General features: G+C 66.3%; 10 protein-coding genes. 7 read left to right on the top strand and 3 right to left on the bottom strand.

Annotated elements, in window-relative coordinates; genetic code table 11:
- Positions 1-7: 7 nt before the first annotated feature.
- A complete protein-coding gene (locus AC1RWI_RS16590) occupies positions 8-994 on the top strand; it encodes a Bug family tripartite tricarboxylate transporter substrate binding protein (protein ID WP_043343476.1) in 987 nt (328 codons plus the stop codon).
- An 8-nt stretch (positions 995-1,002) separates the two neighbouring features.
- Entirely contained in the window at positions 1,003-2,628 is a 1,626-nt protein-coding gene (locus tag AC1RWI_RS16595) for a thiamine pyrophosphate-binding protein (protein ID WP_492867538.1), read from the top strand.
- Positions 2,629-2,648: 20 nt separating this feature from the next.
- Here the strand turns inward: AC1RWI_RS16595 and AC1RWI_RS16600 are convergent, their stop codons facing one another.
- The gene (locus tag AC1RWI_RS16600) at positions 2,649-3,419 is read right to left on the bottom strand and encodes a sulfite exporter TauE/SafE family protein (RefSeq protein ID WP_052494411.1); all 771 of its coding nucleotides are present in this window, start codon (positions 3,417-3,419) and stop codon (positions 2,649-2,651) included.
- 182 nt (positions 3,420-3,601) lie between these two features.
- On the opposite strand from AC1RWI_RS16600, the gene AC1RWI_RS16605 reads away from it, so the two are divergent.
- Positions 3,602-4,540: a LysR family transcriptional regulator gene (locus AC1RWI_RS16605; RefSeq protein ID WP_043343471.1), complete on the top strand. Its 939-nt coding sequence runs from the start codon at positions 3,602-3,604 to the stop codon at positions 4,538-4,540.
- 102 nt (positions 4,541-4,642) lie between these two features.
- A complete protein-coding gene (locus tag AC1RWI_RS16610; protein WP_492867541.1) occupies positions 4,643-5,626 on the top strand; it encodes a Bug family tripartite tricarboxylate transporter substrate binding protein in 984 nt (327 codons plus the stop codon).
- A 127-nt stretch (positions 5,627-5,753) separates the two neighbouring features.
- Here AC1RWI_RS16610 and AC1RWI_RS16615 read toward each other — a convergent pair whose 3' ends face one another.
- Together AC1RWI_RS16615 and AC1RWI_RS16620 are read right to left on the bottom strand one after the other, a co-directional pair.
- Complete coding sequence (locus tag AC1RWI_RS16615; protein ID WP_043343468.1) at positions 5,754-6,308, bottom strand: single-stranded DNA-binding protein; 555 nt, start codon at positions 6,306-6,308, stop codon at positions 5,754-5,756.
- A gap of 197 nt (positions 6,309-6,505) precedes the next feature.
- Positions 6,506-7,762: an MFS transporter gene (locus tag AC1RWI_RS16620; protein WP_043343467.1), complete on the bottom strand. Its 1,257-nt coding sequence runs from the start codon at positions 7,760-7,762 to the stop codon at positions 6,506-6,508.
- Between the two features lie 393 nt (positions 7,763-8,155).
- Between AC1RWI_RS16620 and uvrA the strand changes: the two genes are divergently transcribed.
- The 3 genes from uvrA to AC1RWI_RS16635 all read left to right on the top strand — a co-directional run bounded on the left by uvrA (position 8,156) and on the right by AC1RWI_RS16635 (position 11,973).
- A complete protein-coding gene (uvrA, locus tag AC1RWI_RS16625) occupies positions 8,156-11,020 on the top strand; it encodes an excinuclease ABC subunit UvrA (protein ID WP_043343466.1) in 2,865 nt (954 codons plus the stop codon).
- 5 nt (positions 11,021-11,025) lie between these two features.
- Positions 11,026-11,376: a hypothetical protein gene (locus AC1RWI_RS16630; RefSeq protein WP_043343462.1), complete on the top strand. Its 351-nt coding sequence runs from the start codon at positions 11,026-11,028 to the stop codon at positions 11,374-11,376.
- Positions 11,377-11,487: 111 nt separating this feature from the next.
- The gene (locus AC1RWI_RS16635; protein ID WP_043343461.1) at positions 11,488-11,973 is read left to right on the top strand and encodes an adenosine-specific kinase; all 486 of its coding nucleotides are present in this window, start codon (positions 11,488-11,490) and stop codon (positions 11,971-11,973) included.
- The last annotated feature ends 18 nt before the right edge of the window (positions 11,974-11,991 follow it).

Consider the following 11,991-nt stretch of genomic DNA (forward strand, 5'->3'; position numbering starts at 1 on the left):
AGACCCAATGAACAAGAAGAAGACATTGCGCGCAGCGGCATTCGCCGCGATGCTGCTCTGCGTTGGCGGCCTTGCATCGGCCGATAGCCCCCCCGCGCGGCCGATTACCGTTGTGGTGCCTTACAGCCCCGGCGGGGATGCGGACCTGTCGGCGCGCAACCTATCCGCCGGGGTAAGGAACATCACCGGCGAAATCCTGGTCGTCGTCAACAAGGCCGGAGCCGGGGGCGCCATCGGCTCGCAGCTTGTGCGCGACGCCAAGCCAAACGGGCAGACGCTGCTGCTCGGGCGCGTCGGCGCGCAGGCGATCCTGCCGGCGCTGCAGCCCGACCTGGGCTACAAGTGGAATGACTTCACGCTACTCGGTCTGCTGGAGTTGAACCCGGTGGTCTGCGTGGTCAGGACGGCAGCCGCCTACAAGACGCTGGACGACCTGCTCGCCGCCATCCGCAGGCAGCCCGGCAAGCTGAACTACAGCACCTCCGGCCCTGGCACGGTGCTGAACCTGACCACCCAGGCCTTGCTGCAATCGGCGCGGCTCGACAAACAGGCCGTGGTACAGGTCGCCTACAAGGGTGGCGGGGAAGCTACCGCAGCGGTACTCTCCAGCGAGGTCGATTTCACCTGCAACAACCTGACCGCATTGATCGGGAATATCAAGGGCGGGAAACTGCGCGCGCTGGTGACCACCTCGCCGCAGCGCCTGCCTGACCTGCCCGACGTGCCGACCGCAAGCGAGACCGGCCATCCCAGGCTAGAAGCGCTCAACGGCTGGAGCGCGCTGTATGGCCCGCCTGGCATGGACCCGAGCCTGGTGGAAAAATGGGCGACGGTGCTGCCGAAGGTCGCGAGCGATCCGCAGTGGAAGACCGGGGTCCTGACCATTGCCTCGATCCCCATGGTCATGTCGCCATCCGAGACGCACAAGTTTGTCGAAGCCCAGGTGGCAATGTACGAGCAACTGGGCAAGTCCCTCAACATCCAGCTCAAATAGGAACTCCAATGGCGAAGTCCCATCGCGGCGCCGATGCGCTGGCAGGCACGCTGGCCAAGGCCGGCGTCAGGCGCATATTCACCTTGTCGGGCAATCACATCATGCCGGTGTTCGATGCCTGCCTGGAAGCGGAAATCGCGTTGATCCACACGCGGCATGAAGCCGCCACCGTGCACATGGCCGATGCGTGGTCGCGTATCACGGGAGAAGTCGGCATGGCGATGGTCACCGGCGGGCCCGGTCACGCCAACGCGGTATCCGCGCTCTACACCGCGCAGATGTCGGAGGCGCCGCTGGTGCTGCTGTCGGGCCATGCGCCGAACAGCCAGCGCGGCTTTGGGGCCTTCCAGGAAATGCGGCAAGCCGAGATGGCCGCACCAGTCACCAAGGCGTCGTGGGCCAGCGCCAGCGCTGACACCGTTGCTGCCGATATCGCGCTGGCCATGCGCATCGCGCAATCCGGGCGGCCCGGCCCGGTGCACTTGAGTCTGCCCACCGACGCATTGGAGAATGCCGTGACCCGTGCTGGCGAGCCTGCCTCGATCGCTGCGCCGCAGGAGGCGCCTGCGTTCGATGCGCGGACCGCGTCCGAGGTGCTGGCGGCATTGGCAGCGGCAAAGCGCCCGCTGATCCTCGCCGGCCCCGCCTGGCTCACCGCAAGCGGGCGCAGCCGCACCGCGGAGCTGGAAGCGCGCACCGGCATTCCCGTCGTCGGCATGGAAAGCCCACGTGGCAATAACGATCCGAGCCTTGGCGCGTTCGGGCAGATGCTGGCGCAGGCCGACTGCATATTGCTGCTGGGCAAACGCCTCGACTTCACGCTGAAGTTCGGCCGCCCCCCCGCCTTCGCTGCCGACTGCAACTTCCTGCAGATCGATGCGGACGATGCCGAGCTTGAGCGCAGCCGCCGTGCGGCTGGCGCCCGCGTGCTGCTCGCGCGGCGCGCGGATGTCGGCAGCGCCATCGCGCAGCTGCTCGCCTGCGCGACCGGCAGGGAGCAGCATTGCGCATGGCTTGAGGATGTGAAGGCTGCCATCCGCTATCGTCCCGAAGCATGGAAAACCGCATCGTCGAGGGGCGCGCTGCACCCGGCCCAGGTCTGTAGCCCCCTGCAGCCGATCCTGGAAAGTCATCCGGAGGCGGTGCTGGTCTCCGACGGTGGCGAATTCGGGCAGTGGGCGCAAGCCTGCCTGCAAGCACCGCACCGCGTCATCAACGGGCCGGCGGGCGCCATCGGCAGCGCCCTGCCAATGGCACTGGCGGCGCGCTTGGCCAATCCGGACGCGCCGGTCATCGCCATGATGGGCGATGGCACCACGGGCTTTCATATCGCTGAGTTCGACACAGCGGTCCGCTACGGCCTGCCCTTCGTCGCCGTGGTCGGCAACGACGCGCGCTGGAACGCGGAGTACCAGATCCAGCTCAACAGCTACGGCAAGGACAGGCTGGTGGGATGCGAACTGCTGCCCACGCGATACGACCAGGTCTGCGCGGCATTTGGCGGATACGGTGAATTCGTGCAGGCGCCGGAGCAGTTGTTGCCGGCCGTGCAGCGCGCCATTGCATCGGGCCGGCCGGCCTGCGTCAATGTGCGAATGGAAGGGGTGCCCGCACCGGTCGTGGCACGCGAGTGAAAAGCGCGGCGCGCCGGGCCTTATCCCAGCGCGCTGCGATAAATCAGGCCGAAGCCTGCGGAGATCAGGATGGCCCATACGACGCGGATAACCTTGTCCGGCGCGATACGCCGGTGCAGCCAGCCGCCCATGAAGTAGCCGGCGATGGCGCACGGCATCAGCATCGCCGCCAGCGCGAAGATCGCGGTATTGGCATAGAGTCCCGCTACCGCGAAAAGGATCAGCCTGCCGAACGCAGTCAGCACGATCAGCGTGCTGGTAGTGGCCCGCAACTGCGCGGCGTCCCGCAACCGTCCAGCCAGGTAGATTGTGTACAGCGGACCGCCGGTACCGAACATCGCGGTCAACATGCCCCCTACTACGCCGAATGGCACCGACAGCCGCGGATCCAACTCGCTGAAGCCGCGCTTGAACAGCAGGTTCCACGCGGGATACAGCAGCACGAACAAACCGAGCAACAGCAGCAGCGGACGCTCGGGCGCGAACATCAGCAGCGCCAGGCCCGAGATCATGCCCACCAGCACGCTCGGCATCAGCCTGCGCAACTCGCCCACATGCACGTGGCTACGGCTGCGCATGCCCAGCAGGGTTCCCGCGACAAGATCGAAGAACAGGATCATCGGCACCGCGGTGCGCAGCGGAACGATCTGCGTGAGCAGCGGCATCGCCATGATGGAAGAGCCGAAGCCGGTGAGCCCGAAGATCGTATAGGCCCACAGCACGATCGGCACCAGGCAGGCGAGTTGGAGGGGCGTCAGCTGGGTCTGCGACAGCAGGAGTTCGATCAGCAAAATAGGCGGGCAAGGAGCAATGCGGGGGGCAGTTCCATCATAGGAGGCAACTCCTTGCCGAGTCAACTAGCTCATCTATATGATTTGACGAAAACGGCAACAGGCACGAGATGGCTATCGGCCCTGCCGCGCGCGGAGGCACAATACGGCGGTCTTACGGGCATCGAAAGCGGGAAATAAACATGGAACTTCGGCAGCTGCGCTACTTCGTGCAAGTGGTGGAACTGGGCAGCATGGGGCAGGCAGCCCAGAAGCTGGGCGTGGTGACCTCGGCATTGAGCCAGCAGATCAGCCGGCTCGAGAACGAGCTATCGACCCGTCTGCTGCAAAGGACCTCGAGCGGGGTCGTGCCCACCGACGCCGGCCTGGCCTTCTGGCGGCAGGCGCAACTGGCGATCCGCCACGCCGACGACGCCGTGCGCGCCGCGCAGTTGGCACGCCTGTCCGGCCATGTCAGCGTGGGCATGGCGCCGAGTACGATCGCCGTGCTCGGCTTGCCCTTCATGCTGGCCATGCGCGAGCGCTACCCCGATATCCGGCTGCATCTGATCGAGAACCTGTCCGGCAACCTGGCGTCGATGATCGGCGCGCGGCAACTCGACCTCGCCATACTGTTCCAGGTCGAAGGTACCCAGCGCTGGAGCGTGGTGCCGCTGCTCGACGAGCGGCTGTTCGTCATCGCCAAGGAGGGGCTCCCCGGATTGCCAGTGGCTGCCCCCGTGCAGCTCGAGCAACTTGGCAACCTGCCGCTGATCCTGCCAAGCAGCCCACACGGCTTGCGCGCCTTGCTCAATGCCGCGTTTGCGCGCAGCCGGCATCCGCTCAACGTCATTGCCGAGATCGACGGCCTGGCGATGCTGATGGATGCGGTGCGCGCCGGCCTCGGCGCCACCATCCAGCCTGGCGCGGCGGTGGCCCGGCTGATCGGCGAGCCGCTGCGCATGATGGAAATCGCAGACAGCAGCAGCACCGGCACGGTCCATCGGCCCAACCTGCTGGTCAGCCTCTGCGACGAGGAACTCTCCCCGGCCGGGCTGGCGGCCCGCACCGTGCTGGCCAGCGTGACCCGCGCACTGGTCGAGGACGGGCGCTGGCCCGGTGCCACTCTTCACAAAGCCTGAAGACCCCATCCCGGAACGTGACTGGCGCCGGCCTGTGGCGCTACGTACAGTCTTGCCAGCCCCGCCAATTCCAATTACCAGAACGTTCCCGCAGGAGACAAGATGAAGTCCACCGCACGCTGCGCCGTGATCGCCAGCATCCTCGGCACCGCCCTCATGTCGGCAGGTATCGTCGCGTTCGCGGCGGACAACTGGCCCGCCAAGCCGATCTCGCTGGTCGTCCCGTTTGCCGCCGGCGGCACCACCGACATCATCGGCCGCACCATCGGCCAGAAGCTCGGTGAAGCGTTGCGCCAACCGGTGGTGGTCGACAACCGGCCCGGCGCTGGCGGCACGCTCGGCGCCGCCAACGTGGCAAGGGCGCAGGCCGATGGCTACACCTTCCTGCTCGCCACCATCGCACACACGATGGCGCCCGGCATCTACAAGACGCTCCCCTACGACTTCACCAAGGACCTCGACCCGATCGGCATGGTCGCGCTGACGCCCAACGTGTTGCTGGTCAACCAGTCTATCCCGGCCAGGTCCGTGCCGGAACTGATCGCCTACATCAAGGCGCATCCGGGCAAGGTCAACTACGGCTCCGCCGGCATCGGCAGCACCGAGCACCTCTCCGGCGAGCTGTTCCGCTCGATGACGGGCACCGACATCGCCCACGTGCCCTACAAGGGCGGCGCCCCGATGATGACGGACCTGATCGCCGGGCAGATCCAGATGGCCATCGAAACCAGCCCCTCCGCCGCGCCCCACGTGCGCAGCGGCAAGGTGAAGGCGCTCGCTGTCACCACTGCAAAACGGTCATTCGCCTACCCCGGCGTCCCGACGCTCGACGAGAGCGGCGTCAAAGGATTCGAGGTAACAACGTGGTACGCGCTGATGGCGCCGCGTGGCACGCCGCCTGCGATCGAGCAGCGGGTGATCACCGAGCTGGCAAGAGTCTTGAAACTGCCCGAGGTGCAGAAACGCTTCGAGGAGCAAGGCGTAACGGCAGGCGATATGGCGCCGGCAAGGTTGGCCGGGTTTATTCGTTTGGAGACCACCAAGTGGACCAAGGTGGCCAAGGACTCGGGGGCGACCGCGGAGTGAAGCGCGGGGGCCTTCGAGGGGCCAACGAACAAAAAAACCCGGAAATCATTGATTCCCGGGTTTTTTTGTGCCGGTGCAGGCCGTACCGATTGTGTCGGCCTGGGATGGCTAGGATGCTCCAGAACGGTTAGAACGGAATATCGTCGTCCATGTCTTCAAAGCCATTCGACGGAGCCTGCTGCTGGCGACGCGCGCCACCGGCACCCTGCTGGCCACCGGCAGCCTGGCCGCCACCACTGCGCGCACCGCCGCCGTAACCACCGCCGCCCGACGATTCGCGGCCACCACCGTAGCCACCGCCGCCACCGCCCATGTCGTCGCCACCGCCACCGCCGCCGCCCATGCCCTGGCGCGAGCCCAGCATCTGCATTTGCTCAGCCACGATCTCGGTGCTGTACTTTTCCGCGCCGGACTGGTCGGTCCACTTGCGGGTGCGGATGCGCCCTTCGATATAGACCTGCGAGCCCTTGCGCAGGTACTGGCCGGCGATCTCGGCCAGCTTGCCAAAGAAGGCGATGCGGTGCCACTCGGTGGCTTCCTTCATCTCGCCGCTGGTCTTGTCCTTGTAACGATCGGTGGTCGCCAGGCGGATGTTGCTCACGGCGTCGCCGCTGGGCAGGTAGCGGGTTTCCGGATCCGCGCCCAGGTTGCCGACGAGGATGACTTTGTTGATCGATGCCATGTGAATGTTCTCCCAGGGCCACGCCCTCTGCTGCAAGCGGCGTGGCGATGCCTTGACTGTTGACTGATGCGTAAACGAATAACGCGCCCCCGGCCAAGAAGTCGGGCGCGCGGTCATGCTAGTGCCTAATTACGGCAAAAAGCTATACGAAGTGATGCGGGCAGCCCTTGCGGACCGATGACCGCGGGCTGCCAACTTCAGGCAGCGACGGCCTGGGCACTGCTTTTCCGGGCCGGCGGCGACTTCATGTTCCAGGCGATTATAAGCCAGAGGAGGAGCACCACGGCGCAGCCGATGAAGACCGCGCTGCGGCCTTCGTGCTTGAGCAGCCAGCCGCCCACGGCGCCCCCCAGGAACAGGCCCATCGCCTGCGTGGTGTTGTAGATGCCAAGCGCCGCCCCGCGCGCGGCGGCGGCGTAGCGCGATACCAGCGAGGGCTGCATGGCTTCGAGCACGTTGAAGGCCACGAAAAACAACAGCAGCACGCCCACGATGCCCCACAGGCCGTGCACGGCGGCAAACAGCAGCTGCACCGCGGTCATCAGGCCGACCGCGCCGAGCAGCACGGGGCGTACCTTGCCATAACGCTCGGCGGCCATCATCGGCCCGAGCATCAGCACGAAGGACACCAGCACCACCGGCAGGTAGACCTTCCAGTGCTGGTCCAGCGGCATGCCGGCATCGCTGAGCATGGCCGGCACCACCATGAACATGGCCACCTGCGACGCGTGCAGTGCCAGCACGCCCACGTTCAGGCGGATCAGGTCGGGGTTGAGCAGCACGCTGCGAAACGGCAGCCGCACGGGATGCGGCGGCGGCGGGGTGGGCACCAGGAACAGGGTCACCAGGATGGCGACCACGCCCAGCAGCGACATCAGCGTGAAGATCCCGGGCATGCCGATGCTGTGCAGCAGCGGCGAGGCAATCACCAGCGACAGCGCGAAGGTCAGGCCGATGCTGCCGCCCACCATGGCCATGGCCTTGGTGCGATGCTGCTCGCGGGTCAGGTCGGCGATGCAGGCCGTGATGGCAGCGGAGATCGCGCCCATGCCTTGCAGCGAGCGGCCGATGATGATGCCGGACAGCGTGTCGGAGTTGGCCGCCACCAGCCCGCCGGCGACAAACAGCAGCAGGCCCGCCACCATCACCGGCTTGCGGCCGACGCGGTCGGACAGCCAGCCCAGAGGAATGTGCAGGAAAGCTTGCATCAGGCCGTAGATGCCCATGGCCAGGCCCACGCGCTGGGCGTCGTGCCCATCGGGCAGGCCATGCGCGTACTCGGCGAACACGGGCAGGATCAGGAACAGGCCCAGCATGCGCAGCGCAAAAATACTGGCGAGCGAAATGCTGGCCCGCACTTCCATGCCGGTCATGCGGTCGCGCCCGGCAGCGGGCTGAACCTTGGAATCGTCGGCCTTGGCCGCATCTTGGGAGGAGCTATGGATCGACGGCATTGCGATCGTGGGGAATTTCTATGACGGATTGCCGGGTCGTGCACCGCGCACGCACCGCATCACCCCAATGCTGACGGGGCGGCGACAACTTCGATCCATGGCCGGAGCGGAAGTTGCGGCGCTTCTGCCACCGTTGCTGCAGGGCGCAGTCTAATGGCCCAAGCAACCCCCGGAAACCGAAGTTCGGTATATTAACAGGTTTGCTCCGCTGCGCTTTCGGCTCCAAATCGGACACTGCGGGACACCGCGAGCCCCGGCACGGGCCGGCAAAAGCCGGCCTGTGACTGGCTGAAGCCGGTCGCAGCTCTGCTGGCATGCATTTTTTCTTGAAATTCCGTGAGACCCGGCCTGTCGACCCGACCGGCGGCCCCGCCTGGCGAAGACAATCGGTATATGGAAGAAATTAGAATCCGTGGTGCCCGTACCCACAACCTGAAGAACATCAATCTCGATCTGCCGCGCAACAAGCTGATCGTGATTACCGGGCTGTCCGGATCGGGCAAGTCCTCGCTCGCCTTCGATACCCTGTACGCGGAGGGCCAGCGCCGCTACGTGGAGTCGCTGTCGGCCTACGCGCGCCAGTTCCTGCAGCTGATGGAAAAGCCGGACGTCGACCTGATCGAGGGGCTATCGCCCGCGATCGCCATCGAACAGAAGGCAACCAGCCACAACCCGCGCTCAACCGTGGGCACGGTCACCGAGATCCACGACTACCTGCGGCTGCTGTTCGCGCGCGCCGGCACGCCTTACTGCCCCGACCACAACCTGGCGTTGCAGGCGCAAAGCGTCTCGCAGATGGTCGACGCCGCGCTGGCGCTGCCGGAAGACACCAAGCTGATGATCCTGGCGCCGGTGGTGGCCAACCGCAAGGGCGAACACTCCGACCTGTTCGACACCATGCAGGCGCAGGGTTTCGTGCGCTTTCGCATCCGCTCCGGCGGCGGCACCACGCATGAGGCACCGGCGGTGGTCTACGAGGTGGATGCGCTGCCCAAGCTGAAAAAAACCGAGAAGCATTCCATCGACGTGGTGGTGGATCGCGTCAAGGTGCGCCCGGACATCAAGCAACGACTGGCGGAATCGTTTGAGACCGCGCTGCGCCTGGCCGACGGCCGCGCCATCGCGCTGGAGATCGACACCAGCCAGGAGCACGGGTTCAGCTCCAAATTTGCCTGCCCGATCTGCTCGTACTCGCTGCAGGAACTGGAGCCGCGGCTGTTCTCGTTCAACAACCCGATGGGCGCCTGCCCGAGCTGCGACGGCCTGGGCCAGATCACCTTCTTCGACCCCAAGCGGGTGGTGGCCTTCCCTAACCTGTCGCTGGCCTCGGGCGCCATCAAGGGCTGGGACCGCCGCAACCAGTTTTACTTCCAGATGCTGCAAAGCCTGGCGGCCTACTACGGCTTCGAGCTCGATACGGCCTTCGAGGACCTGCCGGCCGAGGTGCAGGAAGTCGTGCTGCACGGCTCGGGCGACGTGGAGATCCCGTTCACCTACATGAACGAACGTGGCCGCACCACGGTGCGCGAGCATGCCTTCGAGGGCATCATTCCCAACCTGGAGCGCCGCTACCGCGAGACCGACTCCATCGCGGTGCGCGAGGAGCTCGCCAAGTACCAGAACAACCAGGCCTGCCCCGCCTGCCACGGTACCCGCCTGCGCACCGAGGCGCGCCACGTCAAGCTGGGCGAAAACGACCAGGCGCGCGCCATATACGAAATCAACGGCTGGCCGCTGCGCGACGCGCTCACCTATTTCCTGACGCTGGACATGCACGGCGCCAAGCGCGAGATCGCCGACAAGATCGTCAAGGAAATCAGCGCGCGCCTGAACTTCCTCAACAACGTGGGCCTGGATTACCTGTCGCTCGAGCGCAGCGCCGACACGCTGTCGGGCGGCGAGGCGCAGCGTATCCGGCTGGCGTCGCAGATCGGCTCCGGCCTGACCGGCGTGATGTACGTGCTGGACGAACCTTCCATCGGCCTGCACCAGCGCGACAACGACCGCCTGATCGGCACGCTCAAGCACCTGCGCGACATCGGCAACTCCGTGCTGGTGGTGGAGCACGACGAAGACATGATCCGCGCCTGCGACTACGTGGTCGACATCGGCCCGGGCGCCGGCGTGCACGGCGGCATGATCGTGGCCGAAGGCACGCCGCAGCAGATCGAGCAGTCGGCCAATTCGCTCACCGGGCAGTACATGTCCGGCGCGCGCCGCATCGAGGTGCCGAAAGAGCGTGCCGCGCCCGACGAGGAAAAGCTGCTGCGCATCATCAACGCAACCGGCAACAACCTGCGCAACGTCAGCGCCGAGATCCCGGTGGGCCTGCTCACCTGCGTGACCGGCGTGTCCGGCTCGGGCAAGTCGACGCTGATCAATGACACGCTCTACCACGCGGTGGCGCGCCACCTGTATGGCTCCACGGCGGAGCCGGCCGCGCACGACCGCATCGACGGACTGGAGCATTTCGACAAGGTCATCAACGTCGACCAGAGCCCGATCGGCCGCACCCCGCGCTCCAACCCCGCTACGTACACCGGCCTGTTCACGCCGATCCGCGAGCTGTTCGCGGGCGTGCCCTCTGCCAAGGAGCGTGGCTACGATCCGGGCCGCTTCTCGTTCAACGTCAAGGGCGGGCGCTGCGAGGCCTGCCAGGGCGATGGCGTGATCAAGGTCGAGATGCATTTCCTGCCGGACGTGTACGTGCCTTGCGACGTCTGCCATGGCAAGCGCTACAACCGCGAAACGCTGGAGGTGCTCTACAAGGGCAAGAACATCCACGAAGTGCTCGACATGACGGTAGAGCACGCGCACGAGTTCTTCCTGGCGGTGCCTGTCGTGCGGCGCAAGCTCAAGACGCTGCTGGACGTGGGCCTTGGCTATATCCGGCTGGGCCAGTCCGCCACCACGCTCTCGGGCGGCGAGGCGCAGCGCGTCAAGCTGTCGCTGGAGCTGTCCAAGCGCGACACCGGCCGTACGCTCTACATCCTGGACGAGCCCACCACGGGCCTGCACTTCCACGATATCGAGCTGCTGCTCAAGGTCATCCACAAGCTGCGCGACCAGGGCAACACCGTGGTCATCATCGAGCACAACCTGGACGTGATCAAGACCGCGGACTGGCTGCTCGACATGGGCCCGGAGGGCGGCGCGGGCGGTGGCCAGGTAATCGCCAAGGGCACGCCGGAAACGGTGGCGGCAAGCCGCGCGAGCTTCACCGGCAAGTACCTGGCGCCGCTGCTAGAGCGCAGCTGACCACGGTGCGCAAGCGCTTCCGCCCCATCCTTTGCGCCTGGCAATGCGCGCTGCTGCTCGGCTGCGCCGCCGTTGCCGGCCCGGCCGTGGCGCAGGCCACCGTCACGCCGATCGACCTGGCCGCGCCGGCGGCACGAGCGCTCGATGAACCTGCAGCGCCAGCGGCATCCGCCCCGCCCGCGCAAGCGGCCCGGGAGGCCAGCGCCGCCGCCAGCGCTGCCCAGATACCTGCCAAGGCGAGCGGCGCTGTATCCGGCAATCTGGCGCTGACGCTGGGCGTCGCGGCCGTGCTTGTGGCCATCGCCGCGATGCTGCAGCGCGCGCGCCGCAGACGCCGCCCGCCTTGCTCGAAGTAGGCCTGCGCGGCGCCTTGCATTCGACCTTGCCCGGCCTACCATAGACTGCGGAAGGCCGCGCCTCTTGAAGCCCTTTCCGGGGCTGGCACAGGCCAATGCAGGAGCACGGCCATGGAACTCACCGTAGTGCCGATCGCCAAGCCCGAGGCGACCAACTTCATTTTCGGGCAATCGCACTTCATCAAGACCGTGGACGACATCCACGAGGCGCTGGCCAGCGCGGTGCCGGGCATCCGCTTTGGACTAGCGTTCTGCGAGGCCTCGGGCAAGCGCCTGGTGCGCTGGTCCGGCACCGACGAGGCGATGATCGACCTGGCGTGCCAGAACGCGCTGGCAATCGGCGCCGGTCACTGCTTCCTGCTGTTCCTTGGCGACGGCTTCTATCCGGTCAATGTGCTCGCGACCGTGCGCGCGGTGCCGGAGGTATGCCGCATCTATTGCGCCACGGCAAACCCGACCGAGGTGGTGGTAGCACAGACCGCGCAGGGGCGCGCGGTGCTTGGCGTGGTGGATGGCGCTTCGCCGCTCGGGCTGGAAACCGAGGCTGACATTGCCTCGCGGCGAAACCTGCTGCGGGAGATCGGCTACAAGCTATAGCCCTCCCTAGTGGCTCAC

This window comes from Cupriavidus sp. MPR-AND1C (assembly GCF_058809705.1).